The sequence below is a fragment of the Phaeobacter sp. JH20_02 genome, assembly GCF_048056915.1.
Taxonomy (GTDB): Bacteria; Pseudomonadota; Alphaproteobacteria; order Rhodobacterales; family Rhodobacteraceae; genus Phaeobacter; species Phaeobacter bryozoorum.
The window spans coordinates 23,901-44,935 of sequence record NZ_JAYMVP010000004.1; the positions used below are offsets into that span (position 1 = coordinate 23,901).

Below are 21,035 nucleotides of genomic sequence, written 5' to 3' on the forward strand. Positions count from 1 at the left end.
CGCATCAGGCCACGCTTTCCATCGGCTGCGCCACCGGCGGGTGGCTGTCCCGCGCGGTGCGGTCACGGGCAATGGCCTCGGCCATCCGCGTGGCGGCGGCGGTGATGATATCCAGATTGCCCGCCGACGGATCCAGATAATCTCCGGCCCCGGTGACCCGCACCATGGTGAACAGCCGATCCCCGGTAACATGCGGCTCAACGATCACGTCATAGCCCGGCACCGCCGCGCGCAACCGCGCCACCGCCCCGGCGATAGCGCTCCGGGTGGCCTCCAGATCATGCTGCTCTGCCAGCGCGGAGATTGCTGTCTGCATATAGACGTTCGGCTTTGCCGGGTTGATGTTCAGGATCGCCTTCACCCGGTTGCAGCCGGTGAACTGCCGCAGCGCATCTTCGGTGGTTTCGATATAGTGATTGAGGTTCAGCCGCGTGGCCGGCCCCGCGCTTTCGGCACTGATCGAGGACACCACCTCCAGATAGTGGATCTCCGGGTTCGCCGCCGTCATCGCCTGGGCAATCGGGATCGAGGCCTGCCCGCCGCAGGTGATCATGTTGATATTGCCCGCCGCCAGCAGCGCATCGCCGTTCAGCGACGGCACGCAGAGCGCACCATTGGGAGCCGGGGTCAGGTTGATCAGCACCTTGCCCGCAGCCTGCAAAGCCGGGGCATGGGCCTGATGCGCCGCCGAGGAGGTGGCATCGAACACCAGATCAAAACTGTCGAGCGCGGCAAACAGCCCCTCCGCCCCGCGATCGGTCACCGGGATGCCACGGCTTCGGGCCAGCGCCAGCCCCGGCGATGCCGCATTGCGCCCGGCAAACAGGGTGCACTCCAGCAGCGCGGAACGCTGCACCTTGCACAGCACGTCACAGCCGATATTGCCGCTGCCTATGATGGCGGTTCTCAGTTTCATGCGTCCACTCCTTCCAATGCGGGTGCCGCCGTCCGGGCCAGCCGTGCCGCCGCCGAGATGATCAGATCCTCCTGCCCGGCCACGGCGTTGCAGCGCGACAGCTCTTCGTAGATGAACCGTGGTGCAACGCCGAAATCCTGCGCCGCGCGGGTCACATGTTTTTCAAAACCGGCACAGACGCCGTAGATGCCGCTGATCAGGTTAGAGGTGCCCACGATGGTGCGCCGCTGCACCGGCGGCAGCTCGGGCAGCGCTTCCACCGCCTCGCAGAGCGCAAAGACATCGGTTCCGGTCTGAAACCCGTAGCGCTCCAGCACCGCACAGAGCACCTCCAGCTGGGTATTGCCGGCCCCGGCACCAAACCCGCGCATGGTACCATCCAGAATGGTTGCGCCCGCTTCGGCGGCGGCAATGGAATTGGCAATCGCCAGTCCCAGATTGTTATGCGCGTGAAACCCCACCGGCACCTCCAGCTCAGCCGCCAGAACGCCGATCTTCTCGCTTGTGTCGCGGGGGTCGTAATTGCCTGCGGAATCCATCAGGACAATGGCATTGGCGCCATAGGACACCTGCCGCCGCGCCTGCGCCAGCAGCACATCCGCAGGCGCCATATGGGTCATCATCAGCACGCCCTGAACATATTTGTCCTGGCTGCGGGCATATTCGATGTAGCTCTGGGTCAAATCGCCTTCGGTGCAATGCGAGGCGATGCGGAACACATCCACCCCGGCGCCGATGGCCGATTTGATGTCCGAGATCTTGGCAAAACCGGGGATCGCATGAATGCCCAGCTTGGTCTGGCTGAGATTGGCGCGGGCGGTTTCCAGCATCTCTATATCGGCATGGCGCGCCATGCCCAGCTGCAACGAGGAGGCCCCCAGCCCGTTGCCATGGCCGACCTCGACCACCGCCAGGCCGCAGCCATCCACGGTCCGGCAATAGGCGGCAATATCGTCAAGGCTCAGCGCATGGGCGATGGCATGATTGCCGTCGCGCAGGGTAGGGTCGTGAATGGCAATGGCCATGGTCTGGCTCCTTGTCATGGGACTTGATTTCATGGGACGTTGATTTGAGGCGATGATCAGGGGGCCGCAGGCCGGTGCCGCATTACCTCAGCGCGATCCGGGCCACGGCGGCCTCGGCATGGGCCAGCGCCTGCTCGCGGCTGTCACCGCGCGCCAGCACATAGGCAACCCGAGAGGCCGCAGACAGCACCGCATCATAGCGGGTGCCCGGTTTGGCAGAGGAATGCACCCGCGCCACACCTTCGGAACTGGCGGCGCAGTCAAGCCCGGTGATCGCATCCAATGTGCGGTCCTGCGCCAGCATGTAGCGGATCGCCATCGCCGCGGTGGAGAGCGGCGGCGCATCATAGGCAAGCCCGAGCACCGCGGCAAAGGTCTCCTTGAACACATCGGCACCGGTGGTTTCCAGGGTCAGCTCCCAGATCTGGTCACCGCCGTTGCGGGTCTGGGTCTCGATGATATAGACCGCCCCGTCGTGCAGCTTTACCTCGGTATGGGCCGGTCCGGTCCGGTAACCGACCACCTCCAGCAGCGCCTGAACCCGCTCGGCAATTCTGGCCTCATCCGCGGCACTCAGGGCGGCGGGCTGCACATGGCCGCTCTCGATGAAATAGGGCGCGCCGCTGGTGGTCTTCTCGGTGATCTGAAGCACCCGGTGACGACCGCCAACCGACATGGTTTCGACACTGTATTCCGGCCCGGGAATAAACGCCTCGGCGATCAGCTCCTCGCGGCCCACCTGCAACGCATGGGACAATGCGGTCTGAATATCGGTGGAGCCATCGACGAAATGAACCCCCTCGCTGCCGCCGCCCTCGGCCGGTTTGACGATGCTGTCGCCATGGCGCGCCACAAACTCGGCGATCTCCGCCACCGTGCGCACGCGGGCAAAGGGCACATCCTCGATACCCGCCGCCCGCAGCGTCTCGCGCATCCGTCGTTTGTTGCGCGTCAGCCGGACCGTCGGCACTTGGCAATTGCTCGGCAGATCCAGCGCCTCGGCGATATGCGCGGCGGTCAGAAACCCATATTCGGCAAAGGAGAACACCGCATCAAACGGCGTCTTGCGATGCAGAGCGCGGGCCAGCGCGACGCTGGTTTTCACATCCTCGTAATCGGTCACCACCACGGTTTCGGCCTGATCAAGCAGCAGCTCGGTCAGATGGGACCGGATCTGAAGCGCGCTGTAGCGCAGCCCCATCTCGCCGATACGGACAAAGGTGTGATCGCGACCGCCAATCATCAGGATATTGCGTTGCGGTTCAGACATGGCGTTCCCCGTCATCTGTCATCTGTCATCGGTTGGATTGGATCAGGCGCGGATCGGAACATCTCGCGGTTCATGAACATCGGCGCGATATGCAGCACCGACATGCGCAGCACATGGTTCAGCATCACAAAGGCAGGCTCCAGACCCAGCGCCAGCGCGGTGGCCACCATCACCTCGACCCCACCCGGCACCCAGGACATGAACAGCACCAGGAACGGCTGACCGGTCAGCAGGCTGAACAGCGAGGCCATGGCAACCGTGATCCCAAAGGTGATCGAGGTGACGATCAGCCCTGCGCGCAGGTAGCTTGCGATATCGCTGCGGGTGATATCCTTCAGCCGGATGCCGATCAGCCCGCCCAGCAGCGCCATGGCAAACAACACCAGCGGTTCCGGCACCACGATCGAATCGCTGCCGCGCCAGAGGTTGGTGCCCGCCGCCAGTATCAGACCGGTGACCATATAGGGCGCCGGCATGGCAAAGCGCTCCAGCACCCGCCCCGCCGCATAGGCCGCCGCCGCCAGCAGCAGAAAGATCGCGTAGCCCGCCAGCGTGCCCGCCCCTGTGGCGGCCTCGTCGGGCAATGCGGCGATCTCCTGCGATCCCTCCTGCGGACCGGCGATCAGAAACACCGCAACCAGCAGCGCGATCATCCGCACCATATGGGCAAAGACCATCTTGGCCGAGGTCTTGCCCTCCTCGCCGGTCAGGGTCATCACCGCCGCCATGGCGCCGGGCACCGCCCCAAGGAGGCTCTCGGCGCGGGTCCATTTTTCCACCCGGTACAGCCAGGTGAACCCGGCCGCCAGCTGCGCCGACATGCAGATCAGAAGCCCCGCAAGCACGGTCAGATCGGCCATGCCCTCCAGCATCTCGGCATTCAGCAGCGCCCCGACGCTGGCGCCCAGGATCAGCTGGATCACCACAATGGCCGCCGGCGGTGTCGCCAGCGCCAGACCAAATCGACAGGCCAGCAGCACCAGACCCGCCGCCCCCAGAAGCTGCCCCAGCGGCAGCCCGCTCAGATATCCCAGCGCCGATCCGGCACAGGCCAGCAGCAGGGTGATCGCAAAATTCCGCAGCATCAGCCGACGCTCCGCAGAATATCCGCCGGCGCCAGCGCCGATGCGGTGGCAATGCGTGCCTGATGGTGGATCACGTCAATGTTGTTGACCATATAGAAGGTGCCGCAGGTCAGCTGCCCCAGCGCAAACAGGCCCGGCGATGGCCGCCCGTCGCGGGTCAAAACCCGGCAATCCTCCAGCTGCACCTTGATCCCGCCGGTTGCGTCCCGCTCGGCAAAGCCCTGCGCCAGCAGGCTGCGGATCAGCGGGTTGCTTTCGTCCAGCCCGCGCTGCAGGCCGGTTGCATTGATCACTGCATCCACCTCGGCGATGCCATCGGCAAACTCCATGCGATAGCGGCCATTGCGAAAGCTGACATTGCGCAGCCCGCTGCGATGGCTGAGCGCGCCACTGGCCTGCAACATCGCGATACGGTCGGCATTGGTGCGCGAGATCGGCACCCGCATATTCGACCAGAGCCGGTGGAAATGGCGCAGGAACGCCGCCTTGGCGCGATCCGAAAGACTGGCCCAGAGCTGCGGGATCAGCATATTGGTTTCGGCCAGAATGCTGGACACCAGATCATTGTCGGCACTGTCGACGCCGCGCAGCAGATCGGCAAAGCTGACATCCACCCCCTGATGCTGCATCTCGGCCTCAAACAGCTCCATCACCGCCGACAGCGAAATCCGCCCGCCATCCGGGCCGTTGCGCAGCGCCGCCAGACCGGCCGGCGTCAGATGGTGCAGCGTCACCGGGCGATAGGCCGTCACCGCCTTGGGCAGCCCCGCCCGGCGCGAGGTCATCAGCATCCGCCGGCCATTCACCCCAAGCGCCACATCATAGGCGGTCAGCCGACAGCCCAGAATGCCCACCCGCAAACGGGTCAGCGCCTTCAGGCGGGCCGCCGGATAGGGCGCGCGGAAATAGCCCGGCGTGCCGCCCAGCCCATAGGGGTCGGCCTCCAGATTGGTGCCCAGACACAGGTAAACCGCATCATAATCGGACACGCTGCCCATCCAGCCCAGACGGTAGAGCGCATCGGCGCGCGGGCTGGGGGCAATCGTCTCCACCTCGGCGCCAATCATGCGGATCCGCCCCCCCGCGGTGCGCACCCGACCGCTCAGCGCATCGAACCGGCTTTGCAGGAACCGCCCGAACAGGGCGCGCTGTAGGAAACCATCCTCATCCGCTGCCGCCTCCGTCGCCCCGGTCTGGCGCAGCCAGTCGCGGAAATCATTGCGGCGCGCCAGATACATCAGCTTCAGTGGCCGGTTGAGCAGATTGGTCTCGGCATCCTCCTGATAGGCCACGCCGGGACCAAAACTGCGGCTCTTGTCAAAAACATCCACCGACAGCGCCGACAGATCAGGCAGGGTGGCGACCAGATTCTCCAGGACCGAGACACCGGCATAGCCCGCGCCGAGAACAGCAATTTTCATGTGGTAGATCCTTTGTTGGGCATCAGGCGAACAGGGGCAGGTCTGGATCAGGCCGCGGCGCTGGTCTCCCATTGGCAGGCACTGTGGAACCAATCCTCCAGCTGCCGCAGCCGCGCGCGCAGCTCCGCCTCGCTGTCGCCCTCGACGATGGCGTTCAGGATCTCGGCATTGGTATAGGCCATCTGACCATACTGCCGCCCCGCCACGCCGCTCATCCGATAGGCACGCACGAACTCGAACGGGCAGCGCTCCGGCACCGCGCGCAGCACACCGTCGCGCGGCGGCACGCAGAGCTGGCCAACCAGCCGCACGGGCTCCAGCATCGGCTCAGGCCGTGCCGTGTTCTCAAACCCCGGATCCCGCATCGCCCGCAGATAGGTCATGCGCGGATCCAACCCCCAGGCCTCGGTCATTTCCTGGTTGAAGAACACCCCGCCCAGCCGCGAGGCGATCTCGCCCAGGACAATGGTGCCATCCGGGCTGACAAAGACCTCAAGATGGAACAACAGCGTCGGCGGCGAGGGCATCACCTCTTCGACCAGATGGCGGGAATAGGCCACCAGCCGATCGCGCAGCAGCGTCGTCGGCTCCAGCATATGCAGATCATGTGAACGCCCGCCGAGGAAATCCAGCGCCGAGGTCAGCACCCGCACCGGCGAAATCACAATCGGATGCCCATCCACATAGAGCCCGTTGACGATATAATGATCCCCGGCGACAAACCGCTCGATCATCGTGTTGTAAAACGTCGTACTGTCCTGCCGCGCCAGCCATCCCGCCAGATCGTCGGCCCCGCGGATCACGCAGACCCCGTTTGATCCGCGCCCGTCGCGGGGCTTCAGAACAACCGGATACCCCCAGCTGTCGATAAATCGGCGGATATCCATCGCATTGCGCACCACCGCCATGTCGCTGACCGGCAGCCCTGCCTCCCGCGCGCGGGTCTTCATCGCGTATTTGTCGCGATAGGCGTCGAGCTGCACCGCAGCATCCGTCGACACGCCGAGGTAGTCATTCACCCGCGCGGCGCGCAGCACGTCAATCTCCGCCAGCGCGACACAGACCGGATCCGCAAGGCCGCGCGCGATCTCGATCGCCGCCAGCTCCACCTCCGCGTTATCATTGAAATTCTGAAAGAAGCGGATATCCAGCCCCTCGGGAAAGCTGTCCATCAACGCCGCTTTGGCACTGGCGCAGGTCAGGATGATGCTGGCTGGCCCAATCGCCTCAACCCAATCGGTAACACTATGCTGTAAAAGGATTTTTGGCGGCGCAAAGAGAACTATATTCATGACACGACGGGACCTTCGACAAAGTTTCAACAGGTTTCGGCGCAGAATTTTCTTCGCCTTTTACGTGTTTGCACGCAACTTACAGTATGTTTTGTATCCGTCAAGCGGCAGTTTTGTGAAACTTACACAACGTTAAGGTGAGCGATTTTCCGCCTTTGTCCTGCCGTGATTTCTTTGGAAATACATGGCCGCGCCGTCCAAACCCATGACGGCATCCCATCGTATACTGCGGCAAGAGGACGTGATGCCGCAGCTGCAAAATCGCCTGTCAGCCCCGGCAGGTCGCGCGCCCGTGCAGTGCCTCATTGCTCCCGGTCGCGACAACCGGCCGAGGCTTGATCAGGATCATGGCGGCCGCTGTCACAGATGATCTAATGACGTCAGCCGCGGGCAGATCCGCCCGCCGCATCCCGTCAGGAGGCACGCCATGCAACGCCGAACATCCCTCTTCATCCTCAGCAAAGACACCCGCGACGAGACCATCACCGCCGCCGCCGAGGCCGCAGCCGAACAGGAGGCGCATCTCGCCTGCCTGTTGCTGGAGGCGCTGCCCGGTCCGCCCAGTTTCGCCTTTGGCCACTCCGGTTACGCCGCCCTGGTTGCCTCGGACGGTCCGTTGGAACGCCTGCGGCAGAACAAGGCCGCCGCCAAGAAACGTGTCGACGACATCGAGGCGCTGCTGGCCCGCAGCAACTGCCCCGGCGACGTGCAGTTCGCGGTCTGGTCGGGCAATGATATCGGTCTGGTCGCCGCGCGGCGGGCGCTGACCTGCGACATTGCCCAGATCGCCGACGATCTGACCGACCCGGACCCCGTGTTCCGCGAAGCCACCTATGGCATCCTGTTCCAGTCCCCGGTGCCGCTGATGCTGAACGGCAGCCCCTTCGCCCACCGCGACCGCATTTTCCTCGCCTGGGACAGCAGCCTGTCAGCGGCGCGCGCCGCCCATGCCGCCCTGCCCTATCTGCGCAAGGCCAGCGAGGTGATCATCGGCTGCATCGACTCCGATCTGTCCCATGGCCGCGATGGCGAGGATCCCGGCACCGATATCGCCGCCTGGCTCAGCCACCATGGCTGCGCCGTCACCCTGTCGCAATTTGCCAGCAACGGGCAGGAAATCGGCACCAGCATCCAGTCGCGGGCGCGCGAAATCGGCGCCGATCTGGTGGTGATGGGGGCCTATGGCCACTCTCGTATGCGTCAGGCGATGTTCGGCGGCACCACGCGCACGATGCTCCAGCAGACAGAGCTGCCGATCTTCCTCGCCCATTAACAGGGGCATCACGCGACAGGCATCACGCAATATGGCCGCGACAGCTCAACGTCGCGGCCATATCACAGCATGGGTCCGGTCAGCCCTCAGATACCGGGCGTCAGGTGTCAGGCGACACCCAGATCTTCCGCCGGACCAAAGAACTCATAATGGATCCGCTCCATATCGACATTCGCCGCCCGCAGACCCGCAATGGCCATCGCCATGAATCCCTTTGGCCCACAGATGTAATAGTCCGAAACGGCGGTATTGGTATTCGCCGCCAGCCAGTCCGGGGTGATCCGCCCTTCCACGTCATAACGCGCGGCGGCGCGGTCTGCCTCGCTCGGCGTTTCGAGGAAGATCACACTGCGTTTCGCTAGTGATTTGCTGAGCCCCTCCATCGCCAGATTGTCGCCATCGACCGCCGCGTGCAGATAGGTGGCGCTGCGATCATTCGCGGCCAGGCTCTCCAGCATGGCAACCATCGGCGTCAGCCCGACACCGGCCGACAGCAGCACCACCTCCGCCTCCGCCTGATCCTTCAGATAGAAATCCCCCGCCGGGGCCGCCACGCGCAGGATGGTGCCCTCCGCCGCGACCTCATGCAGCCAGCCGCTGATCACGCCACCCGGCTCCTGCTTGACCGAGATCCGGTAGTATTCCCCGTTCGGCGCGCAGGAGATCGAATAGTTCCGCCGCGCCTTGCCGGTCTCGGGGCTATCGAAATCAAAGGACAGATATTGCCCCGGCTTGTGCCGCAGCACCGCACCGCCATCCACCGGCCGCAGGACAAAGGATTTGACCGAAGCGCTCTCGCGCAGGATCCCGGTGATGGCAAAATCGCGCCAGCCCTCCCAGCCGCCCTCCGCTGCGGCAATCTCCTCATACATCCTGCTTTCCGCCGCGATCAGCAGATCGGCAAGGAACCAATAGGCGGCCCCCCAGGCATCCAGCACCTCCGGCGTTGCCGCATCGCCCAGCACCGCCTCGATCGCCCCCAGCAGCGCGGTCGCCACATGGGCGTAGTGCGCGGGCTTGATCTGCAGGCTGACATGTTTGTTGACGATCCGCTCCACCACGCCGCTCAGCGCGCCCAGATTGTCGATATTGCGGGCGTAGCCCAGGATCGCATTGGCCAGCGCCGCGTGCTGGCTGGACCCGTTCTGCTGATGTGACTGGTTGAACAGGGCGCGGATTTCCGCATCCGCCAACAGGCGCTCATACATCTGCGCAACGATGGCGCCACCATGGGCCTCCAGCGCGGGAACGGTTGCGGTCACAATCGCCTTGGTCTGCTCTGACAGGGGCTGTGCCATGGGTCTGGTCCTTCTCTGCTTTGGCCGGAACCGGGATATCCGGGTGGCCGTGGTAAAACATTCATTTCAGCTGAATGTATATTTCCGCTATACAAACATTCAACCGAAATGAATATTAAACACCGCAGATGCCGCCACCCGGAGCCCGCAATGAAGCTGAATCTGAAAACCGACTACGCGCTGAGGCTCCTTATTTTGCTGGGCAGTCGGCCAGAGCAGATGTTCGAGATTGAGACATTGAGCCGCATGCACCAGCTGCCGGTCAGTTCCGTGATGAAGATCATCAGCGAGCTGGTCCGCCACGGCTATATCCGCAGCATCCGGGGCCGGTCGGGCGGGGTGCAGATGAACATGGATCCGGCAGAGATTCGCCTCGGCGATGTGGTGCAGGCGATGGGCGAACCGATGGAGATCGTCGATTGCAGCAGCTGCCTGCTGGTCGGCAACTGCCGCCTCAAAGGGGTGCTCTGCGAGGCAGCGCAGGCCTTTGCCGAGGTGCTGATGAAATACCGTCTCAGCGATCTGATCGAGGCCCCTGCCCCGGTGCTTGCACCGCTGCTGGCAACCGAAAGCGGCGCTGCCGGCTCCACCCCGACCTGAGCCATGAAAAACCCGCCCGGCATCAGCTGCCGGACGGGGTCGTTTAGGTCATCATCCGTGAAATCGGATGGGGTCAGTGCAGATCGAACCGGTCGGCGTTCATCACCTTGGTCCAGGCTGCGACGAAATCCCTGACGAATTTCTCGCGGTTGTCATCCTGGGCATAGACCTCGGCATAGGCGCGCAGGATGGAATTGGAGCCGAACACCAGATCCACATTGGTGGCGGTCCATTTCACGTCGCCGCTCTGGCGATCCGCGACCTCGTAGACCTCATCGCCCGCCGCGCGCCAGACATTGCCCATGTCCAGCAGGTTGACGAAGAAATCGGTGCTCAGCACGCCTTCGCGGTCGGTAAAGACCCCATGCTTGCGGCCGCCATGGTTGACACCCAGCACCCGCAGGCCGCCGATCAGAACCGTCATTTCCTTGGCGGTCAGCCCCATCAGATGGGCCCGATCCAGCATCATCTCCACCGCCGAGGCGGAGAAATCGCCCTGCAACCAGTTGCGGAAAGCATCGTGAACCGGCTCCAGCACCGCAAAAGAGGCAACATCGGTCTGCTCAGCGCTGGCATCGCCACGACCGGGGGCAAAGGGCACCTCGGTGGCGAAACCGGCAGCCTCGGCGGCGGCCTCAATCGCCACAGCTCCCCCCAGAACGATCACATCGGCCAGGCTCGCGCCGCTCTTTTCGGCAATCCCTTCATAGGTTTCCAGCACGCGACCCAGACGCTCCGGCTCATTGCCGACCCAGTCCTTCTGCGGCGCCAGACGGATCCGGGCGCCATTGGCCCCGCCGCGCAGGTCAGATCCACGGAAGGTCCGCGCGCTGTCCCAGGCGGTGGCGATCATATCGGCCTGCGACAGGCCGCAATCGCGCAGCAGCTGCCTGGTCGCGGCCACATCATAGCCGGTGCTGCCTGCGGGCACATTGTCCTGCCAGATCAGATCCTCCTGCGGCGCCTCCGGGCCGATATACCGGTTGCGCGGCCCCATATCGCGGTGCAGCAGCTTGAACCAGGCGCGGGCAAAGACATCCGCGAAATAGGCCGGATCCTTGTAGAACCGTTCGGAGATCTTGCGGTATTCCGGGTCCTTGATCATCGCCATATCCGCATCGGTCATGATCGGGTTGTGACGGATCGAGGGATCCTCCACATCCACCGGCTTGTCCTCTTCCTTGATGTTGACCGGCTCCCACTGCCAGGCGCCTGCCGGGCTTTTCTTCAGCTCCCAGTCGTAGGTGAACAGCAGGTAGAAATAGCCGTTGTCCCATTTGGTCGGATTGGTGGTCCAGGCGCCTTCGATGCCGCTGGACATGGTGTCGCGCCCATGGCCGGTGCCGTTGCTGTTGCTCCAGCCCAGACCCTGTTCGATCAGGCTGCCGCCTTCGGGATCATTGCCAATCGCATCGGCGCGGCCATTGCCATGCGCCTTGCCGATGGTGTGGCCCCCTGCGGTCAGCGCCACGGTTTCCTCGTCGTTCATCGCCATACGTTCAAAGGTGATCCGCACATCCTGCGCCGTGCGCAGCGGATCCGGTTCGCCGCCGACACCTTCGGGGTTCACATAGATCAGGCCCATCTGTACGGCCGCCAGCGGATTGGCAAGCGAGTCACGATCCGCGCCATCCTCATAGCGCCCTGCGGCCAGCCATTCCTTTTCCGCGCCCCAGTAGACGTCTTTTTCCGGCGACCAGATATCCTCGCGGCCAAAGGAGAAACCATAGGTCGGCAAGCCAACCGACTCATAAGCAATATTGCCCGCCAGTGCGATCAGATCGGCCCAGGACAGGCTGTTGCCGTATTTCTGTTTGATCGGCCACAGCAGACGGCGCGCCTTGTCCAGATTGACGTTGTCCGGCCAGGAGTTCAGCGGTGCAAAGCGCTGGTTGCCGGTGGTCGCCCCACCCCGGCCATCCGCCGCGCGGTAGGTGCCCGCCGAATGCCAGGCCATCCGCACCATCAGACCCGCATAGGTGCCCCAATCGGCGGGCCACCAGCTCTGGCTGTCGGTCATCAGCGCCGTCAGATCCGCCTTCAGCGCCTCAACATCCAGGGATTTCACCGCCTCGCGGTAGTCGAACCCCTCGGGCATCGGGTCGGTCTTGCGGTCGTGCTGGTGCAGGATGTCGAGGTTCAGCGCATTGGGCCACCAATCTGCCACACCGGCGCTGGTGTTGGTGTTGCTTCCGTGCAGAACCGGGCATTTTCCGCCTGTGTTTCCGTCACCTTGCTGCATGTTGTCTCTCCTGGGTCTTGGGTCATGACGCACCGGCATTCCTCCCTGACAATACGCCGGGACCGGGCCTCTCCGGGCAAAGGCTAGCAGTGGATCGTGATTATAAGAAATGATAAATCAGGATTTCTTATATAGGAAATAGCTATCAAAATTCCCCGTCCCCTACTGTCGCCCACCCTAGCACATGCCACCTGAGTCGGGGCGAGAACCTGATCGGCACAGCTTGCCTGCCTTCGTAAAACCGGATTAAAAATCGCAAGATGATAGACGCCCCCTATAACACCAGCCTCACCCTGCGACAGCTGCGCTTCCTTGTGGCGGTTGCGGATGAGCTGAACTTTTCCCGCGCCGCCGCCAGATGCTTTGTCAGCCAGCCGACGCTCAGCGTCGGCCTGCGGGAGCTGGAAGAGCGGCTCGGCGTCACCCTGGCAGAGCGTACCAAACGCTCGGTCATCCTCACCCCGGTCGGCGCCCAGATTGCCGAACGCGCCCGCAAGCTGTTGCAGGACAGCCGCGAGATCGAGGAGCTTGCCGCCGCGCAGGCCAGACCCGAGGGCGGCACCCTGCGAATGGGCGCAATCCCCACCATCGGCCCCTTCCTGATCCCCCGCGCCATGCCTGCGCTGAAATCCAGCTTTCCCGATCTGCAACTCTACCTGCGCGAGGAACTGACCGGCCAGCTGCTGGAAGGCGTCCACAGCGGGCGGCTGGATCTGGTGATCTATGCCGAACCCTATGCCGCCTCCGGGCTGGAAACCCTGCATCTGTTCGACGACGGCTATCACCTTGCCGCGCCGCCGCCCGCCTCTGACCTCAGCGCCGGGGCCGACACCGCCCTTCGCGGGGCCGATCTGGACGGGCGACAGCTGCTGTTGCTCGAACAGGGCCATTGTCTGCATCATCACGCGCTCAGCGCCTTTCCCGATCGCGATATCCAGCGCGACGACAGTTTTGCCGCCACCTCGCTCTCCACCCTGATCTCCATGGTGAGCGAGGGGCTGGGGATCACCTTGCTGCCCGATCTCGCGGTCGATGCCGGGGTTGCGGCGGGACAGGATGTGGTGATGACGCCGCTTGCCGATGCCTGCCCGCGCCGGGTGACCCTCGGCTGGCGGCCAACCAGCGTGCGCGCCGATCTGTTCCGCAAGATCGGCACCGTCCTGCGGCAGGCCCGCGGCTCGCTGACCGGCACATAGAGGGCGGGTAATTCCGCCGCAGCCCTGTCGCCGGATCTTACACCCGCCAGCCAAACCCGCTAGCCTGCCCGCAGCCTCTCCCGCAACCGGTAGAACCATGACCGCAGACAGACCTTCGCCCCGCCTGAGTCGCCGCCGCGCGCTGCAATTGACAGGGGCCGCCGGGATGCTGGCGCCACTGGGGCTGGCGGGCGCACAGCTCACCACCCCGGCCAGGGCGCGGGCCAGCGCCCAACCCACGGCGGTGCCTCTGCCGATCCATATCCAGCGCGCCCGCTACACCATCGCCGATCAGCCTACTGATGACCTGATCTCGACCCGACCTGACGGGCCGCCGCCGGTCATCCGCCTCAAACAGGGTCAGCCCTTTGCCGCGCGGGTCACCAATACCCTGCCCGATTACACGGCAATGCACTGGCACGGCATCCGGCTGGACAATGCCATGGACGGGGTGCCCTATCTGACGCAATTCCCCATCGGCGAGGGGGAGAGTTTCGACTACCACTTCACCCCGATGGATGCCGGCACCTATTGGTATCACCCGCATTGCATGACGATGAACCAGATGGCCATGGGGCTGACCGGCGTGCTGGTGGTGGACGAGGCCGAAGACCCCGGATTTGACGCCGATATTGCCCTGAACCTGCGCGATTTCCGACTGCGCCCCAATGGCGAATGGCTGAAGCTGTGGACTGCGCGCGGGGCGGCGCGGGCGGGCACCTTTGGCACCATCATAACCGCCAATTGGGACAGCGACCCGACCTATGAGGCCCCTACCGGCGGGCTGGCGCGGCTGCGGCTTGCGGCCACCGATACCACGCGGATCTACAAACCCTTTGTGCTGGGTGCCTCCGGTCAGGTGATTGCCGCCGATGGTCACCCGCTGCGCGAGGCCATCGACTGGCCCACGGATACGGCCCCTGCCCTGCTGTCACCCGGCCAACGTCTGGATATCGCGGTGCAGATGCCCCGGATCGAAGGCGCCTATGTCGATGTGATGACCGACTTTCCCGGCGGACCCCGCCGTCTGGCCCGGATCCGCGCCACCGGTCCCAGCCTTGGCCGCGATCTGGCCGAGCTGTCGCCGCTGCCCGCCAATGACGTGCCTGAGCCGGATCTGACCAAAGCGCGCACCGAGGATCTGGTTTTTGGCTGGACGCCCGAAGGCGGCGCGCAGGAGAACGGTTATTGCGGCTCGCTGGGCTATAGCTTCTGGTCGATCAACCGCAAACCCTGGCCCGGTGACGCTGCCGCTCCCGACACCCCCGGCGCCGCCCCGCTGCTGGTGCTCAACCGCGGCGAAAGCGTGATCCTGCGGCTGCGCAATGAAAGCCCCAACGCCCATCCGATCCACCTGCACGGTCTGGTGTTCCGCCCGCTGCGGTCGAACCGGCGCAGCCTGCCGTCCAACTGGACCGATACCGCGCTGCTGCTGAAGGATGAAATCATCGAGGTGGCACTGGTGGCCGACAATCCCGGCGACTGGGCGTTCCACTGCCATGTGATCGAACATCAGAAAACCGGGCTGGCGGGCTATATCCGCGTGCTGGCCTGACCTCCCGGCTCCGCCCCTGCGCCGAGAGGCACGCGCCGGTGTGGTGCGGTCGCCTGATCGCTTGGTCGGGGAACCGCCTCAGCCGTTCAGCAATTGCCGCAGCGACGGCGTGCCGGAGGCATCGGCCCGTGGCACGATCCGGTAGCGCGCGTTGACAAAGCAGAACAGGCCAAACCCCAGAAGACCAAGGCAGAGGGCAATCACCAGCGCCTGGCCATAGGCTTTGGATTGCAGCCAGTCAAAGGCCGAGCCCAGACCACCCGCCTCGCTGCGGGAGGAATAGGTGGCGGCCTGTACGATCAGCAGGCCGATGATGCCCACTGCAACCCCCTGCCCGGCCAGCCCGATGCGCAGCGCCATGTTCAGATGGCGGGTGACCGGGTTGCCCTGTAGATGGTCAAGGTAGCCCTGCGTCCAGGCCTTGTGCAGATAGTAGAAGCCGACGGCGATGGTGATCACCCCGATGATCCCCGCCGCCAGCTGACCCATCGGAGAGGCAAACAGCTGCTGTACGACGCCAGTGTCGCCACCGCCCCGGCTGACCCCAACCGCAACAATGATGGCAAGCGCGGCCAGCCCCAGATGCACCAGACCGGTGATGATCATCCCGGCCCTTGCCACCACTCCTTTGAGGTCGCTGCCATAATCTTCAAGATCCCAGATCCCGTCCACGGCCCTCCAGATGGCATAGGCCAGCATCGCCAGCGCGATCACCAGCAGCACCGCGATGCCCCAGCCGCTGCGAAACCGCTGCATCGTCTCGGCGGTGCCCTCCGCCTCTCCGCCATTCAGGATCGACCAGAGCGACAGCCCCGCAACCAGCAGGTAGACCAGCCCGCGCCCGGCGTAGCCCGCCCGCATGATCGGCAAGGCCCAGGCAAAATCACGGGCGGAATGATCGGTGGTACGGTCTGCGGACATGGCGAGGGTTCCTGACGATGGTGCCTGCGGCATGGCAGGTGAAGAATGACAGCGGGCGGTCACGACCCCGGTGCGGCGGGTCGAACAAACGGCGCGACAGATCCGACCGGTGCAGGATCCAGCGCCTGCGCTCCGCCCGCGCGGGCCGGTTGGGTCAGCATCGACAGCAGGATCAGGGCGGCAAGACCCGACAGCAGGACCGCCAGCAGCGTCCGCAGCAGGCTCAGCGCAAAGGGGTTGAATAGAAAATAGACCATGCCGGACCAACGCGGCAGACCGCTGTTGGTTCCCTCGCGCCCCCTGCCGGGACCGCGCTAGCTGTCGAAGGCCTCCGGCTCCAGCTCACGCCAGAAGGCGATGATGGCCGCAGCATTGAGCGCCGAGCGCCAACCGTGCTGACGGAAATGCTCGCGGTCCAGATCGCTCTCCAGCCGCGACAGGAACAGCCGTTTGTCTGCGTCACGCTGGGTCGGGTTTCGCCGCGAAACCAGCGCCTCGACAGTTTCCAGATGCCGCGCCCGGTCCCGGCGGGCTGCGGCGCGGGCGTCAAAGGCGGCGGCCTCTGCGGCGGCCTCCGCCTCGCGTGCCAGACGGGCTTCGCGAATGCGGGCCTCCTCCTCGGCTGTGATCGGCGGCGGGGTTCCCGCCTCTGGTGTCGCGCTGTAATCGCCGTCAATCGCCGCCCGCAGATAGCCAAGCCGCGATTTCACCGCCCCCTGCCCGGCCACGTAATCGAGTTTCTGCTGAACGTAATCCGGCCCGTGTTCGGTGATCCATTGCCGCGCCAGACGGTCTGACACGCCCTGCCCGCGCAGCGCCTTATAGACCGGTTGCTGGCGCAGCCCGTCGCTGTCGTCGATCTGGAACATCGCCATCTGCGGATTTTCACGGATCAGGAAACGGATTTCGCTGACCGCGCGGCCTTTCTTGCGGGTCTGCGGCTCGATGATGATGTCGGAGGATTTATTGACCTCGGCCACCGCCGGTTTGATGATCTTGGCGTTGAGATGTTTGAAACTCTCGTAATAGGCGGAGCCATCCACCCCCATCAGCTTGCGAAAGATATCGAGCCCCCACCAGCCGGTCGATCCGGTGCGCACAAAACGATAGCAGTTTTCATAAAGCGCCAGCCCGTGACCGGAGCTGAAATTGCGCTGAATCTTGACGTTGATCAGGGCAAAGATCTTGGGGTCGTGCAGTTTCTTGGCCAGCTCCGGCGAATAGGCATATTCGCAGATCCCATTCTTCAGCTTGGCAAAGCTGAGCAGCGACGAGACGCCCCATTCCTGATGACCCTGTTCGTCCAGCATGTCCCATTCGGCAACGGTTTCGGCCAGCGCCCGCAGGCTGGCGCGCAGACTGTCGATATCGTTGGAGTTATACCCCACCATCATCGCCAGAGTGCGCGCGTCGATGGTATGGCTGCGCGCCGAGGTCAGTGTGTCATAGGCATTGAGCAGCAGCACATTCGACAGCTTGCGCTGCAACAGCGTCAGCTTGCCGCTGATATGGATCGCGGCGACATTCTTCTTGACCGTTTCGCGGGTCAACGCGCCGGTCAGCCGCTCTGTGTCAAAGCCGGGCTCTGCCATGGAATCACTGCCTGTCATCATGGGCCTCAATTGCGCCATACCCTGCCACAAAAGGAACCTATGCGACAACCGCACATGGGTTCCTTTGTTATTGGGTCGGCCGACATTTGTCTTTGGCACCGGTTCCGGGCAGCGGCCACCGCCACGCCGAAAGGGACCCGTTCACGGGATCAATCGTGGCAAATGACGCCCTGTTGCGAATCGCGGCGATGCCCCATGATCGCATGATCCGACCCGCCGTTGCGCCGCAGAGGCCCAGAGCGCGCGCTGGGGGCGCAACAGGAATTTCCGCCAATCAGTGTCAAAAATGGCGCAACAGGCTCTGTTTTATGGCTGTCATTCGGTCTAGCATCGGGCTGGCAACACCTCTGACACCGGACTGCCGGTGTGCAGCGCCATCCTGAGAATCGGCGCCTTTTGCCCCGCTTTCAGGCGCCTGTTATCCCGCATACGGGTCCCTTTCATCCCGTGTTCAGGTGCCTCTTGTACCGGATGCGGGTCCCCAAACTGGGGTAACTGACTGTAATTGAATGTTAAACCGGAACCAAAGACTCTAAAGATTCTAAAAAATATAAACGTTTAGCTGTCATCTATTTTTAAGTTTTCCAAGGAAAAGCCGAACGTTTCGCGGCGAAACCGGGCGGAGGTGAATTGAAGCACCTGCAAAAATTGCCCTTGCGGGTCCATATGACCTAGGCAGCCTGCAAGATGTTCCCTATTCTCTGGCATATAAGCGCAAATAGAAAACACGCGCGATAACACGCATCCACATGCACCGAGATCGAGCCGCAACATGACATCGCCCCCCCTGCCCCCGTATTTCAATCTGGATCCCAAACAGGCCGCCGCCAAGCTGCCGGATCCGATCCAGACCACACGGTTCGCCAAGGCCGCCGCCATGTGCACCAAAGGGCGCGAGGATCTGGCCCGGCGCGGTTATGCGCCCGACGGCGAAAAACGGCTGCGCAAATTCTCCACCTGGGAGATCACCCGCTATCTGATCCCGGTCGCGCCACAGCATCTGCGCCGGGTGTTGAAGAACCACCCCGACCTGCCGCAGGGCGAGGGAGAAGGCGGCTCCAAATGGTTCACTCTGGAGGAGGTGCTGGCGCTGCGGCGGCATTTTGCCTCCGAAGGGATCTCGACCAAGGAATATCTGCCCTACCGGCCCAAGGGCGTGCCGGCCAAGGTGACGGCGGTTGCCAATTTCAAAGGCGGCGTTGGCAAGACCTCGACAGCGGCGCATCTGGCGATGTCGGCTGCGCTGGATGGCTACAAGGTGCTGGTCATTGATCTGGACAGCCAGGGGTCGATGACCTCAATCCTTGGCGGCAAGGTTGAGGACGAATGGTCCACCGTCTTTCCGCTGATCGCCAAGGATTACGCCAAATCCGTGGTTGCGGAAAACGCCGTGCGCGCCGCCGCCGGAGAGCCGGAACTGCCGCTGGATGAGACATTGAACGAGGCGCTGCGGGTTTCGTCGCGAAACGTCATCCAGAAAACCCATTGGTCGAATATTGATCTGATCGGCGCGCAGCTGAACCTGTATTGGGCAGAGTTCCAGATTCCGGTCTGGCGCATGGGGCTGCGCAGCTGGCCGCTGTGGGATGCGCTGAGCAACTTCCTCGAGCAGGAGGGCATTCTGGACGATTACGATATCGTCTTCCTCGACACCCCCCCGGCGCTTGGCTATCTGACCATCAACGCGCTGGCGGCGGCGGATATCCTGCTGGTGCCGCTGGGGGCATCGTTTCTGGAGTTCGACTCTACGGGGCGGTTTTTCGACATGCTTTATTCCACCTTCGCCTCCATCGAGGAGGGCGAGAATATGGCACAGCGCGCGGCGGGTTTGCCGGAAATTAAATTTGAATGGGATGTAGTGAGGGCGCTGATCACGCGCTTTGACGCCAGTCAGCAGACGGACATGGCGAATGTGATCCAGGCCTATTTCGGAGATTTCATGAACGCCTACCGTCAGGATGTCACCGCCCTTGTTGGGCAGGCGGGAGAACAGGTGAATGGGATCTACGAAGCAGACTATCGCGACTTCAACCGCGATACCTATGTACGCGGTCGCGAAACCTTTGATCGGACCTATGCGGAGTTCAAGGAGCTGCTCATCGGCAGCTGGTGGCGTGACACCCAGATGGAAGAGGCGGAGTAACATGGCAAAACGCAGACGGCTGAGCGCCCCCGACGCATCCGAAATCGAAGCCATCGAGGAGGGTTTCGCCGCGAAACCCGGCATCAACCCCTTTGACCCGGCGCCCGGTGGCGTCCCGGCCAGCGCGCCGCCGATTGCCAAGGTCTCGGCCGAGGCGGCACAGCTGCGCGGGATGGCGGCGGTGGCGGACCGGGTCGAGATGGCCCGCGACAAGGCAGACGCCGAACGCTGGCGCGCGGCTGAGACTGCCGGTGAAACCGTGTTGCGCATTCCGCTGACCGAGATTGACCGCGACTATCTGCGCCGCGACCGGATGCAGATCGACGAGGAGGAGCTGGACGAGCTGATCAGTTCTATCCGCGCCCATGGTCTGCGCAGCCCGGTTGAGGTGATCGCGCTGGACGATGGCTACGGTCTGGTGTCGGGCTTTCGCCGTCTGGAAGCCTATGCGCGGCTGAACCGGAGCGAAGACGGGTTTGCCGAGATCCCCGCGTTTCTGCGGCGGGGCGCGGACAGTGCGGGCGCCTATGTGGCGATGATCGAGGAAAACGAGCTGCGCGCCAATCTGACGCCCTATGAACGCGGGCGCATTGCGGTGCTGGTGGCGGGGCAGGGGGTGTTTGCCTCGGTCGAGGCCGCGGTTGAGGCGCTGTTTGCGGCGGCGTCAAAGGCGAAACGCTCCAAGGTGCGCAGCTTTGCCGCCGTGCATGAGGGGCTGGGCGATCTGCTGCGCTATCCCAATGCGCTGTCGGAGAAGGCCGGGCTGAAACTGGCGGCGGCGCTGCGGTCGGGCGGGCAGGGCGCCCTGCGTGCCGCGCTGGCCGGGGCGGATCCGGCGGATGAGCGGGCGGAATGGCGGCTTCTGGAAACCGCGCTGTCGGATATGGACCCGGTGGCGGAGGCCAAGCCGCGTGGCGGGCGCCCCCGGCAGGTCACCCGGCTGGCCGCGCGGCGGCTGCAATCGGGAGGGGACCTGTCGGCTGAGGTGGCGCCGACGGCGGTGCGAATCGACCTCAAGGGCCGCAGCCTTGACCCCGCGCAGGTGGAGGCTTTGCTGGCATTGATCGAGGACACCCTGGACTGAGGGCTGCCCGGAATGGCCACTCACCCGTCTGTTCTGTCAGCCCCAGCTGTCGACCTTGGCGGCTGGGGTGCTTTTTACGGGGATTAATGGGTAAAACTGTA

General features: G+C 63.9%; 18 protein-coding genes. 6 read left to right on the forward strand and 12 right to left on the reverse strand.

Going from position 1 to position 21,035, the window contains the following annotated elements; translation table 11 throughout:
• Positions 1–4: 4 nt before the first annotated feature.
• The 6 genes from VWY34_RS01215 to VWY34_RS01240 all read right to left on the reverse strand — a co-directional run bounded on the left by VWY34_RS01215 (position 5) and on the right by VWY34_RS01240 (position 7,009).
• Positions 5–916, reverse strand: coding sequence for an acetaldehyde dehydrogenase (acetylating) (locus VWY34_RS01215; protein WP_416535322.1), 912 nt, complete (start codon positions 914–916; stop codon positions 5–7).
• The gene (gene dmpG, locus VWY34_RS01220) at positions 913–1,941 is read right to left on the reverse strand and encodes a 4-hydroxy-2-oxovalerate aldolase (protein WP_416537870.1); all 1,029 of its coding nucleotides are present in this window, start codon (positions 1,939–1,941) and stop codon (positions 913–915) included. Before dmpG ends, VWY34_RS01215 begins: the two co-directional genes overlap by 4 nt.
• Positions 1,942–2,023: 82 nt before the next feature.
• Complete coding sequence (locus tag VWY34_RS01225) at positions 2,024–3,211, reverse strand: ATP-grasp domain-containing protein (protein WP_416544832.1); 1,188 nt, start codon at positions 3,209–3,211, stop codon at positions 2,024–2,026.
• An 11-nt stretch (positions 3,212–3,222) separates the two neighbouring features.
• On the reverse strand, positions 3,223–4,296 hold the full coding sequence (locus VWY34_RS01230) for an AbrB family transcriptional regulator (protein WP_416544833.1): 1,074 nt from the start codon (positions 4,294–4,296) through the stop codon (positions 3,223–3,225).
• Entirely contained in the window at positions 4,296–5,717 is a 1,422-nt protein-coding gene (locus tag VWY34_RS01235; RefSeq protein ID WP_416535319.1) for an FAD/NAD(P)-binding protein, read from the reverse strand. Before VWY34_RS01235 ends, VWY34_RS01230 begins: the two co-directional genes overlap by 1 nt.
• A 47-nt stretch (positions 5,718–5,764) precedes the next feature.
• Positions 5,765–7,009, reverse strand: coding sequence for an ATP-grasp domain-containing protein (locus VWY34_RS01240; RefSeq protein WP_416544834.1), 1,245 nt, complete (start codon positions 7,007–7,009; stop codon positions 5,765–5,767).
• A 427-nt stretch (positions 7,010–7,436) separates the two neighbouring features.
• On the opposite strand from VWY34_RS01240, the gene VWY34_RS01245 reads away from it, so the two are divergent.
• Positions 7,437–8,282, forward strand: coding sequence for a universal stress protein (locus VWY34_RS01245; protein WP_416544835.1), 846 nt, complete (start codon positions 7,437–7,439; stop codon positions 8,280–8,282).
• Between the two features lie 107 nt (positions 8,283–8,389).
• Here the strand turns inward: VWY34_RS01245 and hmpA are convergent, their stop codons facing one another.
• Positions 8,390–9,580 carry an NO-inducible flavohemoprotein gene (hmpA, locus tag VWY34_RS01250; RefSeq protein WP_340547783.1) on the reverse strand — a complete coding sequence of 397 codons (1,191 nt, stop codon included), beginning with the start codon at positions 9,578–9,580 and terminating at the stop codon, positions 8,390–8,392.
• 150 nt (positions 9,581–9,730) lie between these two features.
• On the opposite strand from hmpA, the gene VWY34_RS01255 reads away from it, so the two are divergent.
• A complete protein-coding gene (locus VWY34_RS01255; protein WP_416544836.1) occupies positions 9,731–10,180 on the forward strand; it encodes an RrF2 family transcriptional regulator in 450 nt (149 codons plus the stop codon).
• 73 nt (positions 10,181–10,253) lie between these two features.
• Here VWY34_RS01255 and katG read toward each other — a convergent pair whose 3' ends face one another.
• Positions 10,254–12,422: a catalase/peroxidase HPI gene (katG, locus tag VWY34_RS01260; RefSeq protein ID WP_416541851.1), complete on the reverse strand. Its 2,169-nt coding sequence runs from the start codon at positions 12,420–12,422 to the stop codon at positions 10,254–10,256.
• A gap of 260 nt (positions 12,423–12,682) precedes the next feature.
• Here katG and VWY34_RS01265 point away from each other — a divergent pair, with 260 nt between their 5' ends.
• Entirely contained in the window at positions 12,683–13,618 is a 936-nt protein-coding gene (locus VWY34_RS01265) for a hydrogen peroxide-inducible genes activator (protein ID WP_340547780.1), read from the forward strand.
• A gap of 166 nt (positions 13,619–13,784) precedes the next feature.
• Positions 13,785–15,173 (forward strand): multicopper oxidase family protein, encoded by a 1,389-nt coding sequence (locus VWY34_RS01270; RefSeq protein WP_416549149.1) that lies wholly within the window; start codon positions 13,785–13,787, stop codon positions 15,171–15,173.
• Positions 15,174–15,251: 78 nt separating this feature from the next.
• Here VWY34_RS01270 and VWY34_RS01275 read toward each other — a convergent pair whose 3' ends face one another.
• The 4 genes from VWY34_RS01275 to VWY34_RS01290 all read right to left on the reverse strand — a co-directional run bounded on the left by VWY34_RS01275 (position 15,252) and on the right by VWY34_RS01290 (position 18,481).
• Positions 15,252–16,094, reverse strand: coding sequence for a DUF1206 domain-containing protein (locus VWY34_RS01275; protein WP_416544838.1), 843 nt, complete (start codon positions 16,092–16,094; stop codon positions 15,252–15,254).
• Positions 16,095–16,153: 59 nt separating this feature from the next.
• Positions 16,154–16,351: a hypothetical protein gene (locus tag VWY34_RS01280; protein ID WP_340547777.1), complete on the reverse strand. Its 198-nt coding sequence runs from the start codon at positions 16,349–16,351 to the stop codon at positions 16,154–16,156.
• Between the two features lie 57 nt (positions 16,352–16,408).
• Entirely contained in the window at positions 16,409–17,686 is a 1,278-nt protein-coding gene (locus tag VWY34_RS01285) for a replication initiation protein (protein ID WP_416544852.1), read from the reverse strand.
• Positions 17,687–18,265: 579 nt separating this feature from the next.
• Entirely contained in the window at positions 18,266–18,481 is a 216-nt protein-coding gene (locus VWY34_RS01290; RefSeq protein WP_416558503.1) for a hypothetical protein, read from the reverse strand.
• On the opposite strand from VWY34_RS01290, the gene VWY34_RS01295 reads away from it, so the two are divergent.
• The gene (locus VWY34_RS01295; protein ID WP_340547776.1) at positions 18,480–19,850 is read left to right on the forward strand and encodes an AAA family ATPase; all 1,371 of its coding nucleotides are present in this window, start codon (positions 18,480–18,482) and stop codon (positions 19,848–19,850) included. The genes VWY34_RS01290 and VWY34_RS01295 overlap by 2 nt on opposite strands.
• A 1-nt stretch (position 19,851) precedes the next feature.
• Complete coding sequence (locus tag VWY34_RS01300; protein WP_416541848.1) at positions 19,852–20,934, forward strand: ParB/RepB/Spo0J family partition protein; 1,083 nt, start codon at positions 19,852–19,854, stop codon at positions 20,932–20,934.
• Positions 20,935–21,035 lie beyond the last annotated feature (101 nt).

Excerpts from the sequence above, each read along its gene's own strand:
- VWY34_RS01215 (WP_416535322.1), bottom strand. The coding sequence starts at position 916 with ATGAAACTGAGAACCGCCATCATAGGCAGCGGCAATATCGGCTGTGAC.
- VWY34_RS01275 (WP_416544838.1), bottom strand. The coding sequence starts at position 16,094 with ATGTCCGCAGACCGTACCACCGATCATTCCGCCCGTGATTTTGCCTGG.
- VWY34_RS01230 (WP_416544833.1), bottom strand. The coding sequence starts at position 4,296 with ATGCTGCGGAATTTTGCGATCACCCTGCTGCTGGCCTGTGCCGGATCG.
- hmpA (WP_340547783.1), bottom strand. The coding sequence starts at position 9,580 with ATGGCACAGCCCCTGTCAGAGCAGACCAAGGCGATTGTGACCGCAACC.
- VWY34_RS01295 (WP_340547776.1), top strand. The coding sequence starts at position 18,480 with ATGACATCGCCCCCCCTGCCCCCGTATTTCAATCTGGATCCCAAACAG.
- VWY34_RS01225 (WP_416544832.1), bottom strand. The coding sequence starts at position 3,211 with ATGTCTGAACCGCAACGCAATATCCTGATGATTGGCGGTCGCGATCAC.
- VWY34_RS01255 (WP_416544836.1), top strand. The coding sequence starts at position 9,731 with ATGAAGCTGAATCTGAAAACCGACTACGCGCTGAGGCTCCTTATTTTG.
- VWY34_RS01285 (WP_416544852.1), bottom strand. The coding sequence starts at position 17,686 with ATGGCAGAGCCCGGCTTTGACACAGAGCGGCTGACCGGCGCGTTGACC.
- VWY34_RS01265 (WP_340547780.1), top strand. The coding sequence starts at position 12,683 with ATGATAGACGCCCCCTATAACACCAGCCTCACCCTGCGACAGCTGCGC.
- VWY34_RS01245 (WP_416544835.1), top strand. The coding sequence starts at position 7,437 with ATGCAACGCCGAACATCCCTCTTCATCCTCAGCAAAGACACCCGCGAC.
- VWY34_RS01235 (WP_416535319.1), bottom strand. The coding sequence starts at position 5,717 with ATGAAAATTGCTGTTCTCGGCGCGGGCTATGCCGGTGTCTCGGTCCTG.
- dmpG (WP_416537870.1), bottom strand. The coding sequence starts at position 1,941 with ATGGCCATTGCCATTCACGACCCTACCCTGCGCGACGGCAATCATGCC.
- VWY34_RS01240 (WP_416544834.1), bottom strand. The coding sequence starts at position 7,009 with ATGAATATAGTTCTCTTTGCGCCGCCAAAAATCCTTTTACAGCATAGT.
- VWY34_RS01280 (WP_340547777.1), bottom strand. The coding sequence starts at position 16,351 with ATGGTCTATTTTCTATTCAACCCCTTTGCGCTGAGCCTGCTGCGGACG.
- katG (WP_416541851.1), bottom strand. The coding sequence starts at position 12,422 with ATGCAGCAAGGTGACGGAAACACAGGCGGAAAATGCCCGGTTCTGCAC.
- VWY34_RS01300 (WP_416541848.1), top strand. The coding sequence starts at position 19,852 with ATGGCAAAACGCAGACGGCTGAGCGCCCCCGACGCATCCGAAATCGAA.
- VWY34_RS01270 (WP_416549149.1), top strand. The coding sequence starts at position 13,785 with ATGCTGGCGCCACTGGGGCTGGCGGGCGCACAGCTCACCACCCCGGCC.
- VWY34_RS01290 (WP_416558503.1), bottom strand. The coding sequence starts at position 18,481 with ATGTTGCGGCTCGATCTCGGTGCATGTGGATGCGTGTTATCGCGCGTG.